The organism is Pseudomonas sp. ES3-33, from assembly GCF_000952175.1.
Classification (GTDB): domain Bacteria; phylum Pseudomonadota; class Gammaproteobacteria; order Pseudomonadales; family Pseudomonadaceae; genus Aquipseudomonas; species Aquipseudomonas gregormendelii.
Map to the genome: position 1 here is coordinate 75,390 of NZ_JZRI01000059.1, position 17,936 is coordinate 93,325.

General features: G+C 58.7%; 19 protein-coding genes and 1 other RNA gene. 13 read left to right on the forward strand and 7 right to left on the reverse strand.

Features of this window, described 5'->3' with window-relative positions:
* Window positions 1-26 precede the first annotated feature (26 nt).
* On the reverse strand, window positions 27-461 hold the full coding sequence (locus tag UB23_RS10565) for a YhcB family protein (protein WP_045059266.1): 435 nt from the start codon (window positions 459-461) through the stop codon (window positions 27-29).
* 145 nt (window positions 462-606) lie between these two features.
* Between UB23_RS10565 and UB23_RS10570 the strand changes: the two genes are divergently transcribed.
* The 3 genes from UB23_RS10570 (at window position 607) to zapE (ending at window position 3,802) form a co-directional block, all read left to right on the forward strand.
* Window positions 607-1,236, forward strand: a complete 630-nt coding sequence (locus UB23_RS10570; protein WP_045059267.1) for an alpha/beta hydrolase — start codon at window positions 607-609, stop codon at window positions 1,234-1,236.
* A 24-nt stretch (window positions 1,237-1,260) separates the two neighbouring features.
* The gene (locus UB23_RS10575) at window positions 1,261-2,616 is read left to right on the forward strand and encodes a tryptophan--tRNA ligase (RefSeq protein ID WP_045059268.1); all 1,356 of its coding nucleotides are present in this window, start codon (window positions 1,261-1,263) and stop codon (window positions 2,614-2,616) included.
* A 91-nt stretch (window positions 2,617-2,707) separates the two neighbouring features.
* On the forward strand, window positions 2,708-3,802 hold the full coding sequence (zapE, locus tag UB23_RS10580) for a cell division protein ZapE (protein ID WP_045059269.1): 1,095 nt from the start codon (window positions 2,708-2,710) through the stop codon (window positions 3,800-3,802).
* A 196-nt stretch (window positions 3,803-3,998) separates the two neighbouring features.
* Here zapE and UB23_RS10585 read toward each other — a convergent pair whose 3' ends face one another.
* Window positions 3,999-4,919 (reverse strand): GlxA family transcriptional regulator, encoded by a 921-nt coding sequence (locus tag UB23_RS10585; protein ID WP_177328543.1) that lies wholly within the window; start codon window positions 4,917-4,919, stop codon window positions 3,999-4,001.
* A gap of 220 nt (window positions 4,920-5,139) precedes the next feature.
* Between UB23_RS10585 and UB23_RS10590 the strand changes: the two genes are divergently transcribed.
* Window positions 5,140-6,276 carry an acyl-CoA dehydrogenase family protein gene (locus tag UB23_RS10590; RefSeq protein WP_045059271.1) on the forward strand — a complete coding sequence of 379 codons (1,137 nt, stop codon included), beginning with the start codon at window positions 5,140-5,142 and terminating at the stop codon, window positions 6,274-6,276.
* A gap of 104 nt (window positions 6,277-6,380) precedes the next feature.
* Here UB23_RS10590 and UB23_RS10595 read toward each other — a convergent pair whose 3' ends face one another.
* The gene (locus tag UB23_RS10595) at window positions 6,381-7,421 is read right to left on the reverse strand and encodes an NADP(H)-dependent aldo-keto reductase (RefSeq protein WP_045059272.1); all 1,041 of its coding nucleotides are present in this window, start codon (window positions 7,419-7,421) and stop codon (window positions 6,381-6,383) included.
* Between the two features lie 245 nt (window positions 7,422-7,666).
* Here UB23_RS10595 and rplM point away from each other — a divergent pair, with 245 nt between their 5' ends.
* The 7 genes from rplM (at window position 7,667) to UB23_RS10630 (ending at window position 12,555) form a co-directional block, all read left to right on the forward strand.
* Entirely contained in the window at window positions 7,667-8,095 is a 429-nt protein-coding gene (rplM, locus tag UB23_RS10600) for a 50S ribosomal protein L13 (protein ID WP_007905295.1), read from the forward strand.
* Between the two features lie 14 nt (window positions 8,096-8,109).
* Window positions 8,110-8,502 (forward strand): 30S ribosomal protein S9, encoded by a 393-nt coding sequence (gene rpsI / locus UB23_RS10605; protein ID WP_002555064.1) that lies wholly within the window; start codon window positions 8,110-8,112, stop codon window positions 8,500-8,502.
* Window positions 8,503-8,769: 267 nt separating this feature from the next.
* The gene (gene petA / locus UB23_RS10610; RefSeq protein ID WP_045059273.1) at window positions 8,770-9,363 is read left to right on the forward strand and encodes a ubiquinol-cytochrome c reductase iron-sulfur subunit; all 594 of its coding nucleotides are present in this window, start codon (window positions 8,770-8,772) and stop codon (window positions 9,361-9,363) included.
* Entirely contained in the window at window positions 9,363-10,574 is a 1,212-nt protein-coding gene (locus UB23_RS10615; RefSeq protein ID WP_045059274.1) for a cytochrome b, read from the forward strand. The genes petA and UB23_RS10615 overlap by 1 nt, the downstream gene beginning before the upstream one ends.
* The gene (locus tag UB23_RS10620; protein WP_045059275.1) at window positions 10,574-11,356 is read left to right on the forward strand and encodes a cytochrome c1; all 783 of its coding nucleotides are present in this window, start codon (window positions 10,574-10,576) and stop codon (window positions 11,354-11,356) included. The genes UB23_RS10615 and UB23_RS10620 overlap by 1 nt, the downstream gene beginning before the upstream one ends.
* A 151-nt stretch (window positions 11,357-11,507) precedes the next feature.
* Window positions 11,508-12,125, forward strand: coding sequence for a glutathione S-transferase N-terminal domain-containing protein (locus tag UB23_RS10625; protein WP_007905304.1), 618 nt, complete (start codon window positions 11,508-11,510; stop codon window positions 12,123-12,125).
* Window positions 12,126-12,141: 16 nt separating this feature from the next.
* Window positions 12,142-12,555, forward strand: a complete 414-nt coding sequence (locus tag UB23_RS10630; protein ID WP_045059276.1) for a ClpXP protease specificity-enhancing factor — start codon at window positions 12,142-12,144, stop codon at window positions 12,553-12,555.
* Window positions 12,556-12,712: 157 nt separating this feature from the next.
* Here UB23_RS10630 and UB23_RS10635 read toward each other — a convergent pair whose 3' ends face one another.
* The 4 genes from UB23_RS10635 to UB23_RS10650 all read right to left on the reverse strand — a co-directional run bounded on the left by UB23_RS10635 (window position 12,713) and on the right by UB23_RS10650 (window position 16,159).
* The gene (locus UB23_RS10635) at window positions 12,713-13,291 is read right to left on the reverse strand and encodes a BON domain-containing protein (RefSeq protein ID WP_045059277.1); all 579 of its coding nucleotides are present in this window, start codon (window positions 13,289-13,291) and stop codon (window positions 12,713-12,715) included.
* A complete protein-coding gene (locus UB23_RS10640; protein ID WP_045059278.1) occupies window positions 13,288-13,881 on the reverse strand; it encodes a phosphoheptose isomerase in 594 nt (197 codons plus the stop codon). The genes UB23_RS10635 and UB23_RS10640 overlap by 4 nt, the downstream gene beginning before the upstream one ends.
* 104 nt (window positions 13,882-13,985) lie before the next feature.
* Window positions 13,986-14,348: a YraN family protein gene (locus UB23_RS10645; RefSeq protein WP_045059279.1), complete on the reverse strand. Its 363-nt coding sequence runs from the start codon at window positions 14,346-14,348 to the stop codon at window positions 13,986-13,988.
* Window positions 14,348-16,159: a penicillin-binding protein activator gene (locus UB23_RS10650; protein WP_045059280.1), complete on the reverse strand. Its 1,812-nt coding sequence runs from the start codon at window positions 16,157-16,159 to the stop codon at window positions 14,348-14,350. Before UB23_RS10650 ends, UB23_RS10645 begins: the two co-directional genes overlap by 1 nt.
* A gap of 176 nt (window positions 16,160-16,335) precedes the next feature.
* Here UB23_RS10650 and rsmI point away from each other — a divergent pair, with 176 nt between their 5' ends.
* On the forward strand, window positions 16,336-17,241 hold the full coding sequence (gene rsmI / locus UB23_RS10655; protein ID WP_177328542.1) for a 16S rRNA (cytidine(1402)-2'-O)-methyltransferase: 906 nt from the start codon (window positions 16,336-16,338) through the stop codon (window positions 17,239-17,241).
* A gap of 76 nt (window positions 17,242-17,317) precedes the next feature.
* An RNA gene (rnpB, locus tag UB23_RS27990) (RNase P RNA component class A) lies at window positions 17,318-17,671 on the forward strand.
* The last annotated feature ends 265 nt before the right edge of the window (window positions 17,672-17,936 follow it).

Consider the following 17,936-nt stretch of genomic DNA (forward strand, 5'->3'; position numbering starts at 1 on the left):
GCTTTTTCATGTTGCGCGAAACCTGATTACTTCTTCAGGCCGTAATGCTCATCGAGCATGCCCGGTGCGTTTGGCGCTTTGGGCGCGTAATCGCGAGGCGGCTCCTGGTTGCGCGGCGGCGTCAGGCGCTCACGAGGCGCCTGGGCTGAATCGGCATGCAGGGCGGCGAGCAAGCGTTGGCGAGTCTGCTCATCCAGGGCAAGACGGTTTGCGCCATCGGCGAGATGATCCTGCACTTCCTGGTAACTCTGGGTCATTTTCTTGACCAGGGTCGCGGTGCTGTTGAAGTGGGTGACCACCTCGTTCTGATAACTGTCGAAACGTTCCTGAATATCATCCAGCTGACGTTGCGTGCTGTTAGGCGCGGCATTCGGCACCAGGCGAGCGATCAGGAAACCAATGGCGACACCCACAACCAGGGCAAGAGTCGGCAACAACCAAACTAAGAGCGAGTGTTCCACGAGTCCTTCCTCTATAAACGGCTTTGCTTTACGTTAACGGCTCGAACCTGCGCTGTATACCGCGATTCTCTCGCAGATAGATTGGCACAGACAAATTGCTAGACGAGTCGACCCGATTCGAGGTCACGGAGTTCCTTCCTTGCTTATGCGCGAAACCCCTGTAGTGATTGATGGCCCAGTCGGTGAACTGGAAAGTTTGTACCTGGAAAATGAGCAGCCGCGCGGCATTGCGCTGATCTGCCATCCGAACCCGGTGCAGGGCGGCACCATGCTCAACAAAGTGGTCTCGACCCTGCAGCGCACGGCCCGCGACGCCGGTTTGGTGACCCTGCGCTTCAATTACCGGGGCGTAGGTGCCAGCGCCGGCTCCCATGACATGGGGACCGGCGAGGTCGATGATGCCCAGGCCGCCGCTGCCTGGTTGCGGTCGAAACATCCTGATCTACCTCTGACGCTGCTGGGTTTCTCCTTTGGTGGTTTTGTTGCAGCAAGTCTCGGCGGGCGCCTGGAAGCCCAGGGTGAACAGCTCAAGCATCTGTTCATGGTAGCGCCGGCCGTCATGCGCCTGGGGGATCAGGATCAGGTGCCGCTGCAGGGCGAACTGACGCTGATCCAGCCGGAAACCGACGAAGTCATCGATCCGCAACTGGTCTACGACTGGTCCGGGAAACTCCAGCGTCCCCATGAGCTGCTGAAAGTGGCAGAATGCGGACACTTTTTTCATGGCAAGCTGACCGATCTCAAGGATCTGATCCTGCCGCGTCTCTCGAATTGATTGCAGTCTGACAAGCGATAACCCATGACGACTCGTACCCGTATCCTCACCGGCATCACCACCACCGGCACGCCACACCTGGGCAACTACGCCGGCGCCATCCGTCCGGCGATCCTCGCCAGCCGTGACAGCAATGCCGATTCGTTCTATTTCCTGGCCGACTACCACGCCCTGATCAAATGCGATGACCCGCTGCGCATCCAGCGCTCGCGTCTGGAAATTGCCGCAACCTGGCTGGCCGGTGGCCTGGATGTAGAGCGCGTGACCTTCTATCGCCAGTCCGACATCCCGGAAATCCCCGAGCTGACCTGGCTGCTGACCTGCGTCGCCGCCAAGGGCCTGCTCAACCGTGCGCACGCCTACAAGGCCTCGGTGGACAAGAACGTCGAGAGCGGTGAAGACCCGGATGCCGGCATCACCATGGGCTTGTACAGCTACCCTGTGCTGATGGCCGCGGACATCCTGATGTTCAACGCGCACAAGGTGCCGGTGGGTCGTGACCAGATTCAGCACGTGGAAATGGCCCGGGACATCGGCCAGCGCTTCAACCACCTGTTTGGCCAGGGCAAGGAATTCTTCACCATGCCCGAGGCGCTGATCGAAGAAAGCGTCGCCACGTTGCCAGGCCTCGACGGTCGCAAGATGTCGAAGAGCTACGACAACACCATCCCGTTGTTCAGCAGCGCCAAGGAAATGAAGGACGCGATCTCGCGCATCGTGACCGACTCCCGAGCACCGGGCGAAGCGAAAGATCCGGACAACTCGCACCTGTTCACGCTGTTCCAGGCCTTCGCTACCCCGGCGCAGTCCGACGAATTCCGCAGTGAGCTGCTGCAGGGCCTGGGTTGGGGCGAGGCGAAGAACCGTCTGTTCCAGCTGCTCGACAGCGAACTGGGTGAATCCCGCGAGCGTTATCATCAACTGATCGAACGCCCGGCAGACCTGGAAGACATGCTGCAGATCGGCGCCAAGAAGGCCCGTGCCGTGGCCACGCCGTTCCTCAACGAGCTGCGTGAAGCGGTCGGTCTGCGCTCGTTCGTCGCCCAGACTCAAGTGGCTGCCACCACGAAAAAGAAAGCCACCAAGGCCGCGCGCTTCGTCAGCTTCCGCGAAGACGACGGCAGCTTCCGATTCCGCCTGCTGGCGGCTGATGGTGAGCAGTTGCTGCTGTCGCGCAACTTTGCTGACGGTAAAACCGCAGGTCAGGTGACCAAACAGTTGCAAGCGGGCCAGGCTCTGGACGTGCGTAGCGAAGACCTGAGCTTCAGCGTCTGGCTCGAAGGCGAGTGTGTGGCCGACAGCGCCACGTTCGCTGACAGCGCCGCTCGCGATGCCGGCATTGATGCGTTGCGGATCGCGCTGACTCCGGTTCAGGAATAAATCGACGGCTCGGTCCGACCAAGGGCTGATTGCCATTCCGACGGGCCGTCGCTACAGTGACGGCCCGTTTTTGTTGCCTTGCTAACGAATTATGACGCCCCTAGAACGATATCAAGCTGATCTGAAACGCCCGGAATTCTTTCATGATGCCGCGCAGGAAACTGCCGTACGTCATTTGCAGCGCCTGTACGACGATCTGGTGGCGGCCTCGCAGAACAAACCCGGTTTTCTCGGGAAACTGTTCGGCAAGAAAGACCAGACCCCGATCAAGGGGCTGTATTTCTGGGGCGGCGTAGGTCGCGGCAAGACTTACCTGGTCGACACCTTCTTCGAAGCGCTGCCGTTCAAGGAAAAGACCCGCACCCACTTCCACCGCTTCATGAAGCGCGTGCACGAAGAAATGAAGACACTGGGCGGCGAAAAAAACCCGCTGACCATCATCGCCAAGCGTTTCTCGGACGAGTCCCGGGTGATCTGTTTCGATGAGTTCTTCGTCTCCGACATCACCGACGCCATGATCCTTGGCACGCTGATGGAAGAGTTGTTCAAGAATGGAGTGACCCTGGTCGCGACCTCGAACATCGTGCCTGACGGCCTGTACAAGGACGGCCTGCAGCGTGCGCGTTTCCTGCCGGCCATCGCGCTGATCAAGCAGAACACCGAGATCGTCAACGTCGACAGCGGCGTCGATTATCGCCTGCGCCACCTCGAGCAAGCGGAGCTGTTCCACTTCCCGCTGAACGAGGCGTCACACGAAAGCCTGCGCAAGAGCTTCCGCGCCCTGACGCCGGAATGCACCGCAGCAGTCGAGAACGACGTGCTGATGATCGAAAATCGCGAAATCCGCGCCTTGCGCACCTGTGACGACGTGGCCTGGTTTGACTTCCGCGAACTCTGCGACGGCCCGCGCAGCCAGAACGACTACATCGAACTGGGCAAGATCTTCCACGCGGTATTGCTCAGCGGCGTCGAGCAGATGAGCGTCACCACCGACGACATCGCCCGGCGCTTCATCAACATGGTCGACGAATTCTACGACCGTAACGTGAAGCTGATCATCTCCGCCGAAGTCGAGCTCAAAGACCTCTACACCGGCGGTCGCCTGAACTTCGAGTTCCAGCGCACCCTCAGCCGCCTGCTGGAAATGCAGTCCCATGAATTCCTGTCCAGGGCGCATAAGCCTTAAACAGATCTTCAGCTTATAAAAAGGGCCTGCAATTGCAGGCCCTTTTTGATTTGTGCTGAAGAAAAAAGCGAAGGCACTGCAATCCCTGTGGGAGCGAGCGTGCCCGCGATGGCGTCGTGTCAGGCAATATTCATTGCGCTGACAAATCGCTATCGCTGGCAAGCCAGCTCCCACAGGTCTTGTATTTTTCTCGGGGCTACGCTGCCTGCTGAAACTGCTGCCGATACTGATTCGGTGACAGATCCGTATGTTGGCGAAACAGGCGGGCGAAGAAGCTTGCATCGTCGTAGCCCACCTCATAACTGATGGTCTTGATGCTTTTGCGGCTGCCGGACAGCAGGCCCTTGGCGGTTTCAATGCGCAGGCGTTGCAGGTAGTGCAGTGGTTTGTCGCCGGTGGCGGTCTGGAAGCGGCGCATGAAGTTACGGATGCTCATGCCGTGTTCGCGGGCGACGTCTTCGAAGCGGAATTTGTCGGCGAAGTGTTCTTCGAGCCAGTGCTGGATCTGCAGGATGATTACGTCCTGATGCAATTTTTGTCCGCCGAAGCCGATGCGGCCGGGGGAGTAGCTGCGCTGCACTTCATAAAGGATGTCGCGGGCCACGGCTTGCGACACGTTGGCGCCGCAGAAGCGTTCGATCAGATAAATGTACAGGTCGCAGGCTGAGGTGGTGCCGCCGGCGCAGTACAGGTTGTCGGCGTCGGTCAGGTGCTTGTCCTGATTGAGCTGGACCTTGGGGAAGCGTTCGGCGAAGGCGTTGAAGAAGCGCCAGTAGGTCGTGGCTTCCTTGCCGTCGAGCAGCCCGGCTTCGGCGAGCCAGAATACGCCGGTCGCCTCCCCGCACAGCACGGCGCCGCGGGCGTGTTGCTGGCGTAGCCACGGCAGGACTTGCGGGTAGCGCTGGCAAAGCGTCTCGAAGTCGTCCCAGAACGCCGGCAGGACGATGATGTCGGCGTTTTCCAGGCCGCCGTCCACCGGCATGATGACATCACTGAAGCTGTTCACTGGCTTGCCATCCGGGCTGACCAGACGAGTCTCGAAGGCCGGCACGAGACCGTGGCCGAGCTGTTTGCCATAGCGCAGGCTGGCAAGGTGGAAGAAATCCTTGGCTTGCATGAGGGTGGAAGCGAAAACCCGGTCGATAGCCAGGATGCTGACGCGCCGTAAAGGCGTGGAGGCTTGGTTGGACATAATTCAACTTTATTTTTATAAGGGAAAGTGGTCACCAGACGGCTGGATCGTCTTATTTTTTGTCTGATGTGTCCAGTGTCCTGTATCGAAGCCGAGGCATAGTCTCTGAAGGCCCCATCCTTCCAACAATAACGACAGGTGCCGCATGATCCCCAGAACCTTGTTCAGTTCCGAGCACGAACTCTTTCGCGACAGCGTTCGATCGTTCCTCGATAAGGAGGCGGTACCGTTTCATGCGCAATGGGAGAAACAGGGCTACATCGACCGTAAACTCTGGAACAAGGCGGGGGAGGCGGGGATGCTGTGCTCGCATCTGCCGGAAGAATATGGCGGGCTGGGGGCGGACTTCCTATACAGCGCGGTGGTGATCGAAGAAGTGGGTCGACTCGGGCTGACCGGTATCGGTTTTTCTCTCCATTCGGACATTGTTGCGCCATATATCCTGCACTACGGCAGCGAGGCGTTGAAGCACAAATACCTGCCGAAACTGGTCTCTGGGGAAATGGTCACGGCGATTGCCATGACCGAGCCAGGGGCTGGCTCCGACTTGCAGGGGGTCAAGACCACTGCGGTGCTGGATGGCGACGAGTATGTGATCAACGGCTCCAAGACTTTCATCACCAACGGCTTTCTGGCTGACCTGGTGATTGTCGTGGCAAAGACCGATCCGAAAGCCGGCGCGAAGGGCACCAGTCTGTTTCTGGTGGAGGCCGATACGCCTGGCTTCGACAAGGGCAAGCGCCTGGAGAAAGTCGGCATGAAGGCCCAGGACACTTCGGAGCTGTTCTTTCAGGACGTGCGCGTGCCCAAGGAAAACCTGCTGGGGCAAGCAGGGATGGGTTTTGCCTATCTGATGCAGGAATTACCCCAGGAGCGGCTGACGGTGGCTATTGGCGGCCTGGCCTCGGCTGAAGCGGCGCTGCAGTGGACGCTCGACTACACCCGTGAGCGCAAGGCATTCGGCAAGGCCATTGCGGACTTCCAGAACACTCGGTTCAAGCTGGCGGAAATGGCCACTGAAATTCAGATTGGCCGGGTCTTCGTTGATCGCTGCCTGGAATTGCACTTGCAGGGCAAGCTGGATGTGCCGACGGCGGCGATGGCCAAATATTGGGGTACCGACCTGCAGTGCAAGGTGCTCGATGAGTGCGTGCAGTTGCATGGCGGCTACGGGTTCATGTGGGAATACCCGGTGGCCCGGGCGTGGGCGGATGCGCGAGTGCAGCGCATTTATGCCGGGACCAACGAGATCATGAAGGAGATCATTGCCCGGTCGCTTTGATGTTGCGGTGACTGTCAGGCCGCCATCGCGGGCAAGCCACGCTCCCACAGGAATAACCGAACCTGTGGGAGCGTGGCTTGCCCGCGATTGGTTTCAAGGATTAATCAAGGTGCAGGATTCGGGTGATCCTTGTGTATCGCCTCAATCCCCTCAAGCACTTCATCCGACAGCTTCAGCTCGAAGCTGGCGATGTTGCTCTCCAGCTGCTCCAGGGTTGTGGCACCAATGATGTTGCTGGTCACGAACGGCTGTTGGTTGACGAACGCCAGTGCCATTTGCGCAGGGTCCAGGCCGTGCTCACGGGCCAATGCCACGTATCGGCTGCAGGCCGCCTCGGACTGCGGGTTGAAATAGCGGCTGAAGCGGCTGTAGAGGCTCAGGCGGCCTTTTGGCGGGCGGGCGCCACCTTCGTACTTGCCGGACAGGAAACCGAACGCCAGCGGCGAATAGGCGAGCAGGCCGCATTGTTCGCGGATGGCGATTTCCGCCAGGCCGATCTCGAAACTGCGGTTGAGCAGGTTGTAGGGGTTCTGGATCGACACGGCGCGCGGCCAGCCTCGGGCTTCGGCCAGCGCCAGGAAGCGCATGGTGCCCCACGGGGTTTCATTGGACAGGCCAATGTGGCGGATCTTGCCGGCCCGGACCTGCTCGTCCAGCGCTTCGAGGGTGTCTTCCAAGGGAGTGAGGTTGGCTTCGGTCTGGTGCTTGTAGCCCAGCTGGCCGAAGAAGTTGGTGCTGCGCTCCGGCCAGTGCAGTTGGTAAAGATCGATGTAGTCGGTCTGCAGGCGCTTGAGGCTCGCATCTACGGCTTCGGTGATGTGCTGGCGGTTGTGCCGCAGGTTCTTGTCGCGGATGTAGTCGATCGTATTGCCGGGGCCGGCGATCTTGCTGGCCAGGATCCAGTCGGCGCGATCGCCGCGGCTTTTGAAGTAATTCCCTATGTAGCGCTCGGTGGTGGCGTAGGTTTCGGCTTTGGGTGGCACCGGGTACATCTCCGCGGTGTCGATAAAATTGATCCCGGCGCCTTTGGCCCGTTCGATCTGTGCGAAGGCTTCAGCCTCGCTGTTTTGCTCGCCCCAGGTCATGGTTCCGAGGCAGATTGCGCTTACGTTCAGATGGGTCCGGCCTAGCTGTCGATAGTCCATCGGGTGCTCCTTGGGCAAAACAATCATAAAAGCAGGTTGAAATATTTTTCGCAATCTGCATAATTGCGCACCTCTTTCTGCAGTGGAAGTGATGCGCCGCCGCCGAAGAATCTTGCCGTTGAACGGACGCGCCGACCCGAGCCCCCGAAAGCGTCTGTATCCGGCTGCCTTTGACTTGTCAAAGTACGCACTATTCAGTAAGATCCGCCGTCTAATTTACAGGGCGGCCCCTGAGGCTATAAAGAATGAAAACTTTTACTGCTAAACCGGAAACAGTACAGCGCGACTGGTTTGTCGTCGACGCTGCAGGTCAGACCCTGGGTCGTCTGGCCACCGAAATCGCGAGCCGTCTGCGTGGCAAGCATAAAGCTGAGTACACTCCTCACGTTGACACCGGCGACTACATCGTCGTTATCAACGCCGAGCAGATTCGTGTAACCGGTGCTAAAACCACCGACAAAATCTACTACTCCCACTCCGGTTTCCCGGGCGGCATCAAGTCGATCAACTTCGAAAAGCTGATTGCTAAAGCCCCTGAGCGCGTGATCGAGACCGCGGTCAAAGGCATGCTGCCTAAGAACCCGCTGGGTCGCGACATGTATCGTAAGCTGAAAGTCTATGCGGGCGCTGTACACCCTCATACTGCTCAGCAGCCCCAAGAACTGAAGTTTTAACGGAATAGTTCATTATGTCGGCGACTCAAAATTACGGCACTGGCCGTCGCAAGACCGCAACCGCACGCGTTTTCCTGCGTCCGGGTACTGGTAACATCTCCATCAACAACCGTTCGCTGGATAATTTCTTCGGCCGCGAAACTGCCCGCATGGTAGTTCGTCAGCCGCTGGAATTGACTGAGACTGTCGAGAAGTTCGACATCTACGTCACCGTGATCGGCGGTGGTGTAAGTGGTCAAGCTGGCGCAATCCGCCACGGTATCACTCGCGCTCTGATGCAGTACGACGAAACCCTGCGTGGCGCTCTGCGCAAAGCTGGCTTCGTGACTCGCGATGCTCGTGAAGTTGAACGTAAGAAAGTGGGTCTGCGTAAAGCGCGTAAGCGTCCGCAGTACTCGAAGCGTTAATTCGCTTCCACGTTCAAAAAAGAACGCCCAGTTCCTCACGGAGCTGGGCGTTTTTTTATGGGTGCGATTTATCAAAGAATTGCTCTGTGACAACTTGCCACAGCCGCAGAGGCCCTATACTGCAAGGCTTGGCAGTGGAGCTCTTGGGTAATTACCTTGTCAGAATTGGGGCTTTTCATTACCATTCGGCAAAATTTTTATAAGTACATAGATTTACTTAGTAGATGCCTGATTTAACAGGCCACAAAGCTGATGGGAGAGGACTGAATGAGCAATGACGGCGTGAATGCAGGCCGGCGTCGCTTCTTGGTAGCAGCCACATCCGTGGTGGGTGCTGCAGGAGCGGTGGGGGCTGCGGTCCCGTTCGTGGGGTCATGGTTTCCCAGTGCCAAGGCGAAAGCCGCAGGTGCACCGGTGAAAGTGAATGTCAGCAAAATCGAACCAGGTCAGCAGATGATTGCTGAGTGGCGCGGTCAGCCGGTGTTCATCGTCCGCCGTACCGAGGAAATCCTGGGGAATCTGAAGAAGATCGAGGGCCAGTTGTCTGACCCGACCTCCAAGAACTCGACACAACCGACCTATGTCGACCCGGAAACGCGTTCGATCAAGCCAGAGGTACTGCTGCTGATCGGAATCTGCACGCACCTGGGTTGCTCGCCGACTTTCCGTCCGGAAGTGGCTCCCGCAGATCTGGGCAAGGATTGGGTAGGTGGTTATTTCTGCCCTTGCCACGGTTCCCACTACGACCTGGCTGGCCGCGTCTACAAGTCGCAACCTGCGCCTTTGAACCTGCCAGTTCCCCCGCATTCCTATGAGACCGACGAGATCATTGTCGTCGGCGTCGATACGGAGAACGCGTGATGAGCAAGTTCATGGATTGGGTGGATGCGCGCTTTCCTGCCACTAAAATGTGGGAAGACCATCTCAGCAAGTATTACGCTCCGAAGAACTTCAACTTCTTCTATTTCTTTGGCTCCCTCGCACTGCTCGTTCTGGTCAACCAGATCGTCACCGGTGTCTGGCTGACCATGAGCTACACCCCGTCGGCGGAAGAAGCCTTTGCCTCCGTCGAATACATCATGCGTGACGTCGAGTACGGCTCCATCCTGCGTCTGTTGCACGCGGTGGGTGCCTCGATGTTCTTCATCGTGGTCTACCTGCACATGTTCCGTGGCTTGCTCTACGGTTCGTATCAGAAGCCGCGGGAGCTGGTGTGGGTCTTCGGCATGCTGATTTACCTGGCGCTGATGGCTGAGGCCTTCATGGGCTACCTGCTGCCTTGGGGCCAGATGTCCTACTGGGGTGCCCAGGTGATCATCTCGCTGTTCGGTGCGATCCCGGTCATCGGTGACGACCTGACCCAGTGGATCCGTGGTGACTACCTGATTTCCGGCATCACCCTGAACCGCTTCTTTGCGCTACACGTCGTGGCCTTGCCGATCGTGATTCTCGGTCTGGTGGTGCTGCACGTCCTGGCGCTGCACGAAGTCGGGTCGAACAACCCGGACGGCGTGGACATCAAGAAACACAAAGACGAAAACGGCGTACCGCTGGACGGCATTGCCTTCCACCCGTACTACACCGTGAAAGATATCGTCGGCGTGGTGGTGTTCCTGTTCATCTTCTGCTCGATCGTATTCTTCTTCCCGGAAATGGGCGGCTACTTCCTGGAGAAGCCGAACTTTGAAGTGGCCAACGCCTTCAAGACCCCAGAGCACATTGCTCCGGTCTGGTACTTCACTCCGTTCTACGCGATCTTGCGCGCGGTTCCAGACAAGCTCCTGGGCGTAATTGCCATGGGTGCGGCCATCGCGGTGCTGTTCGTGCTGCCGTGGCTGGATCGCAGTCCGGTCAAGTCAATGCGCTACAAGGGCTGGCTGAGCAAGATCTGGCTGGTGTTGTTCTGCGTGTCGTTCGTGATCCTGGGCATCCTCGGTGTCCTGGCTCCGACTCCGGGCCGTACCTTGCTGTCGCAGGTGTGTACCTTCCTGTACTTCGCCTACTTCATTCTGATGCCTTTCTACACCAGGCTCGAGAAGACCAAACCGGTTCCGGATAGGGTGACTGGCTGATGAAAAAGCTATTTGCTGTACTGATTCTTGCTGCATTGCCTGTGCTGTCCTTTGCCGCTGAGCACGGCGGTCCAGAGCTGGAAAAGGTCGACATCGACGTTTCCGACAAGGCTGCCTTGCAAGACGGCGCGCGTACGTTCGCCAACTACTGCATGGGTTGCCACAGCGCCAAGTTTCAGCGTTACGAGCGAGTTGCCGACGACCTGGGTATCCCGCACGACCTGATGCTCTCGAACCTGGTGTTCACGGGTGCCAAGATCGGCGACCACATGAGCATCGGCATGCAACCGGCAGATGCCAAGACCTGGTTCGGTGCGGCACCGCCCGACCTGACCCTGGTCGCCCGCGTGCGTGGCACCGACTGGCTGTATGGTTACCTGAAGTCGTTCTACGAAGATCCTGCGCGCCCTTGGGGCGTCAACAACAAGGTCTTCCCGAACGTCGGCATGCCTAACGTGCTGGTCGGCCTGCAAGGTCGCCAGGTTGTCGGCTGCAAGCAGGTGCAGATCGTAGAGGACGGCAAGAAGCAATATGACCCTCTGACGGGTACGCCGCTGACGCATGAAGCCTGTGATCAACTGACCATCGTGCCGAAAAGTGGGGCGCTGACTGAAGAGCAGTTCGATGAGAAGGTCAAGAATCTGGTAACCTTCCTCGCTTACTCGGCTAACCCGGTTAAGCTGCAACATCAGCGCATCGGTACGTACGTATTGCTGTACCTGGCGTTCTTCTTCGTATTCGCTTACCTGCTCAAGCGCGAATACTGGAAAGACGTGCACTGATAACGTTTCAAGCAATTGCTGTTAATCGCGCGCGCCCAAGGGCGTCTCTGAAGATGTAACGTATCTGGTTATCCAGAGGTTACGGAGAGGCGCCCTCTGGGCGCGCTCGTTTTTTCCGCTTTCGAAATTTCAACAAGCGAGGAGGACCGCCATGGGCGTGACCAATCGGTTGGCCTGTTACTCCGACCCCGCCGACCACTATTCCCACCGGGTACGCATCGTACTCGCAGAGAAGGGTGTCAGCGCCGAGATCATTTATGTGGAAGCTGGTCGCCAGCCGCCTAAACTGATCGAAGTGAACCCTTACGGGAGTTTGCCCACCCTGGTTGATCGTGACCTGGCGTTGTGGGAATCGACCGTAGTGATGGAATATCTGGATGAGCGTTACCCGCACCCGCCGCTACTGCCGGTTTATCCCGTGGCGCGTGCAAACAGCCGTCTGCTGATCCATCGTATCCAGCGTGACTGGTGTGGCCTGGTGGATCTGATTCTGGATTCGCGGACCAAGGAAGCAGCCCGCGTCGTGGCCCGCAAGGAGCTGCGCGAGAGCCTGACAGGCGTGTCGCCGTTGTTCGCGGACAAGCCGTTTTTCCTCAGTGAGGAACAAAGTCTGGTGGATTGCTGCCTATTACCAATACTCTGGCGCTTGCCGATTCTGGGTATTGAATTGCCGCGGCCTGCGAAGCCGCTGCTTGATTATATGGAGCGCTCGTTTGCGCGTGAGGCTTTCCAGGCAAGTCTGTCTGGTGTCGAACGCGATATGCGCTAAGGCTTAAGGAGCCGCTATGAACTCCAGTCGACCTTATCTGGTCCGCGCGCTCTATGAGTGGATTGTAGATAACGATTGCACCCCGCACATGCTGGTCAATTCCGAGTACCCGTCGGTGCAGGTGCCTCAGGGTTTTGCCAGTGAAGGGCAGATTGTCCTGAACGTATCGCCGGCAGCCGTGCGGCATTTGCACATGGACAACGAAGCGGTCAGCTTCGAAGGGCGCTTCGGTGGCGTGCCGCACACCCTGTACGTGCCTATCGCATCGATCCTGGGCATTTACGCTCGGGAGAACGGTCAGGGCATGGTGTTTGATCTGGAATCGCCTATGGAAGACGAGGAAGAGATCGAGCCGGATGACGATGTTCCGCCGCCCGACAGCGAGCCGCCGCGACCAAGCGGAAGGCCGAGTTTGAAGGTGGTGAAGTAATAAAAAAGGCGATCCGGATGGATCGCCTTTTTTATTGCTTCACCACCTTCAAACCCTTAGGAGCTGCCGAAGGCTGCGATCTTTTGATTTTGATTTTTCCAAAGATCAAAAGATCGCAGCCTCGTTTCACTCGACAGCTCTTACAGATCGTGGCGCATCAATCGATGTACTCGAACAACTTGACAATCTTCTGCACGCCAGACACGCCTTGCACCAGATTGGTCGCCTGGGCCGCTTCCTGCTTGGTCAGCAGGCCCAGCAGGTAGACGATGCCATTCTCGGTGACAACCTTGATGCGCGAGCCCGGAATGCTCGCATCGGTCAGCATCTGGGTCTTGATCTTGGAGGTCAGCCAGGTGTCGTTCTGGCGAGCGAGGAAGCCTGAAGGTGGCAGTACCTGCAGTTCGTTATGCACCGTCTTCACGCGCTGGACCGAAGAGGCGGCCTGTTCGGCCTTGGCCTTCAGGTCTGCGGTAGGCGTTTGCCCGGCCAGCAATACCACGCCGTTGAAGCTGGTGACTACGATGTGCGAATCGTTGTCCAGGGCGGGGTCGGCCTTGGCGATGTTCACGCCGACCTTGGTTTCGATCAGGGTGTCATCGATCTTGCTGCCGAAGGTGCGGGTCCCGCGGTCATCATCAATCGGCGCCTCACGGCTGGCGTTAACCACCGAAGTGCAGCCGCTGATACCGAGGCATAGTGTCAGGGCCATCAGGCCTAGGCGATTAGGGGTCATTCTTCACTCCCGAACAGTTGGCTGTCGATCAAGTCGCAGAGGCAATGGATCGCCAGCAGGTGGACTTCCTGAATACGTGCAGTGACGTTGGCCGGGACGCGGATCTCGACGTCCTCGGGCAAAAGCAGTGATGCCATGCCACCACCGTCGCGGCCCGTCATTGCTACGACAATCATTTCGCGATCATGTGCGGCCTGGATCGCTTGAATAATATTGGCCGAGTTGCCGCTGGTCGAAATCGCCAGCAATACGTCGCCTGGTTGGCCCAGGGCGCGGATCTGCTTGGAGAAGATTTCGTTATAGCTGTAGTCGTTGGCGATCGAGGTGATCGTCGAGCTGTCGGTGGTCAGCGCAATGGCTGGCAGGCTGGGGCGCTCGCGTTCGAAGCGGTTGAGCAGCTCCGAGGAAAAATGCTGGGCGTCACCAGCAGAGCCGCCGTTGCCGCAGGACAGCATCTTGCCCTCGTTGAGCAGGGCGTTGACCATCACCTGGCTGGCTTGCTCGATGTGCGGTGCAAGTACGTCCATCGCCATTTGCTTGGTGTCGATACTGGCCTGAAAAAGCTGGCGAATTCGGGATTGCATGTCCATCTGTGTGACCTTAATTAGCGCGGCTACCTGGCACAGGAATGTGCAGCCCGCAAAGCAAAGAGCAAAAGTGTTGGGTGGAAGTGTCCGGTTCAGCGCGCAGTCGATCAGCTGTCGAAGGCATTTTGCAACCAGTTCAACTGATCGAGATTGCTGTCGATGGCAATCACGTCGAAACGGCAAGGGGAATTGGCCCAGCGCGACTCGCGCTGAAGAAAATACTGCGCGGCAAAAATCAGCTTCTGCCGTTTGCGCTCATCGATGCTATCGAGCGCGCCACCCCATTGAGTGTTTTTTCTGTAGCGGACTTCAACGAATACTACTGTATCGCCATCGAGCATGACCAGATCAAGCTCGCCGCGTTTGCATAACCAGTTCTGCGCCAGCAGGCGCAGACCCTGTTGTTGCAGATGCTCGAGCGCATGGCGCTCGGCGTCTTGACCGCTTTGTCGGCGTGTCCTCTCTGGCATCAGCGCGAGGTGTCCGGCAGGCGCTGGACCTGGCCATTGACGAACTGCGCCCACGGCAACTGACGTTCGACGCGCTGGTTCTGGGTCATGCCCAGGCTGCCCGACTCACCCTCGATGCGGCTGTCCGGCAAAGCCTTGAGCTGCCCCAGGCGAGGTGCCAGGCGGTAGGCATCGGCGCCCATCGCATACAGGCGTCCCAGGCTGCCGGCGGCTTGTGGCCATTGGGCGGTAACCTGTTTGCGCAGCGGATCGTTGACGTCCAGCAACCATGGGGTTTCGCAGAACCGCACGCCATTCATATCGTTGTACTGGTTTACATCACCGCTGGCACTGTACACGTGGGACGTGGCGTAGACCGGCACGTCACCCGCGTACTGGAAGTTCAGGGTCGGCTTGATCTGCTGGGCTTGCTGCGGAGTTGCCGCCAGGAAGATGAACTCGATGTCCTGGCGACGCGAAGGCTGGGCGGCGACCTGCGAACCTATCGTGGTTTGCAGGCTCTTGGCACGACCTTCGCTCTGACGCAGCTGGAACATGTCGGCAATCTGCTGGGCCAGTTGCACCGGCTGGTCAACGCGTTCGGTGGCGACGATGCTGCCGCCGTTGGCTTGCCAATCCTGGCTGAACGCTCGCAGTACACGGTCGCCCCATTCACCTTTGGGTACCATGATGGCAGCGCGGGTCAGGCCGTCGGCGCGAGCGCGGCGGGAGACTTCCCGGGCTTCGTCTTCGGCGGCAAGCCCAAACTGGAACAGTTGGGCCGGACCCTGGGTGCCTTCACTGTAGTTCAGGGCCAGGGTAGTGATCGGCAGTTGCGGGCGAGTGCTGAGTTGTTTGACCAGTGGCTTTTCCAGTGGCCCCACGACCAGTTGCACGCCGTCGGCCTGGGCCTTGCGATAGAACTCGTCCATGGAGGTCAGGCGCGAGCTGTCATAGAACTCGATCGCCGGCGGATTCTGACCGGCTTGCTGTGCCTGGTAGTGCGCGGCCATGAAGCCTTCGCGCAGCGCCTTGCCGACAGCGGCCAGCGGGCCGTCCTGTGGCAACAGCAGGCCGATCTTGCCCAGGGGCTGGCTGGCCAGTTCCTTGAGCTTGGTCAGGGGGATTGGCAACTGGATGGCTGCCGGATGCTTGGGGTTCTGGGCGCGCCAGTTGTCGATCGCGGCCTGCTGTTGCTCCAGGGTGCCCGCCGTCTTCACGGCCAGCGCCAGGCTCATCCAGCCACCGAGGTCATCGGTGGAGGTGGGCTGCAGTTGGTCGGTTGGCAGCGAAGCGATCAGGGTCCAGATCGCTTCATGGTTCTTGCCGGCGGCTTCGCCTTCGAGCATGGGCGCAATGAAAATGCGCTCCCGTGCAGCCGCCAACGCTTGTCCGTCGGCTTCAAGCGCGCGGGCATGTACGGTACCGGTACGCACCTGTTGCTCGACCGGCAGTTCGCTCAGGCGCTGCAGGCTCGGATGGCTCAATGCAGTCAGCGCTGCCTTGGGCTGATTGCGCACCATCGCCAGTTCTGCGGCCAGCGTGCTGGCGAACACCTGCTGTCCAGGCTTGAGTTGTTCCACCGGTACTTGCTGGAGGATTTGCGCCGATTGGCCAGCGTTACCCTGGCGATAGGCCAGGTCGGCGGCGCTCAAGCGTAACAGCGCAGCTTTTTCCGGGTCTTTGCTCTGGGAAGCCTGCTCGAGCAGTTGCTCGATACTGGCATCCGGAGTCCGTGGAAGGTCGCCAAGGCTGGAGGAGGGCGAGCTGGCGCAGGCCGCCAGCAAGGCAGCGAGGCAGAGGGCAGTGAACAGCCGCAGGCAAGCGATCATGTAGTGTTCCTGATACTCGATCAAATTAGCGTGGAATTGTACCCAAGCACTGGCCGGGGCGCGATGTTACTGGCGTGAATCGATCAATTTAGCTCATGCAAATGTTGCAGCAAGGCAACTGAGGCAGGTAAACCTGCAGTGGCAGACGCCTGTCGCCAGCGGCGCTACGCGCTACAATGGCGACTTTTAACGATCATGAGGTGTGCGCTTTGACTGCTCCAGGTGCTTTGAATTCCGCTGCTGGCTCGCTTTATGTGGTGGCGACGCCCATCGGCAACCTGGACGATATCAGTGCGCGCGCCCTGAAGATCCTCCGTGATGTCGCCTTGATTGCCGCCGAAGATACCCGGCACTCCCAGCGCCTGATGCAGCACTTTGGCATTCCAACGCCGCTGGCGGCCTGTCATGAGCACAACGAACGGGATGAAGGTAGCCGCTTTATTACCCGGTTGCTGGCAGGGGACGATGTGGCATTGATATCCGATGCCGGCACGCCGTTGATTTCCGATCCGGGCTACCACCTGGTGCGCCAGGCGCGCGCGGCCGGCATTAATGTAGTGCCCGTCCCGGGTGCCTGTGCATTGATTGCGGCATTGTCGGCTGCGGGCCTGCCGTCGGACCGCTTCATCTTCGAAGGGTTTCTGCCCGCCAAGTCAGTAGGCCGCCGGGCCCGCCTGGAGTTGGTCAAGGAAGAACCGCGTACCTTGATTTTCTATGAGGCGCCGCACCGTATCCTGGAGTGTCTGCAGGATATGGAACTGGTGTTTGGTGGTGAGCGTCCGGCCTTGCTGGCCCGGGAGATCACCAAGACTTTCGAAACCCTCAAGGGGCTGCCCCTGGCCGAGTTGCGCGAGTTCGTCGAGTCGGACAGCAATCAGCAGCGGGGCGAGTGTGTGGTGCTGGTGGCGGGTTGGTCCATGCCTGAAACAGAAGATGCGGTCAGCAGCGAGGCCATGCGCATCCTCAATCTTCTGCTCGAAGAGATGCCGCTCAAGCGTGCCGCCGCCCTGGCCGCGCAAATCACCGGTGAGCGCAAGAATGTGTTGTATCAGGTCGCGCTGGAAAAACAGAAGGGCGAGTGAAAACCCGACGCGCAGGAGTGGCCAAAGGCTTTTAGCGCTTGTTCTTCGGCCGCTGTCCCGTTAACCTTCGCGGCGGAGAGTCGATCGGACAGTCGCTGCCCTCTATGAAAATTAGGGGGGGGAGGAAAGTCCGGGCTCCATAGGGCGAAGTGCCAGGTAATGCCTGGGAGGCGTGAGCCTACGGAAAGTGCCACAGAAAATAACCGCCTAAGCGCTTCGGCGCCGGTAAGGGTGAAAAGGTGCGGTAAGAGCGCACCGCACGTCTGGCAACAGTTCGTGGCTAGGTAAACCCCACTTGGAGCAAGACCAAATAGGGTCCCAAGGCGTGGCCCGCGCTGGGACCGGGTAGGTTGCTAAAGATGTCCAGTGATGGCCATCGTAGACGAATGACTGTTCAAGACAGAACCCGGCTTACAGATCGACTCTCCACCTTTTTCCCTCCCTGTTTGCAGCATTGGACAGGGCGCAGACAGTAGCGCTTTTCCTCCTTCCAGAAACCTCAGCAGAAGCACTTTCGTAATACCAAAAAAATCTTACACTTAACAAACTACTTTAACTTCCGGGCGCAGCCTTCAGTGCTGGTTCAAGTTATTGAGCAAGATTATGCGTCAGATTCTCGTTGCCCCCCCTTTTGCGCTCTTAAATCACAGTTATGTAAGACTTTTCCTTTACCGCGCGCCTTGACGGTGTGGTGG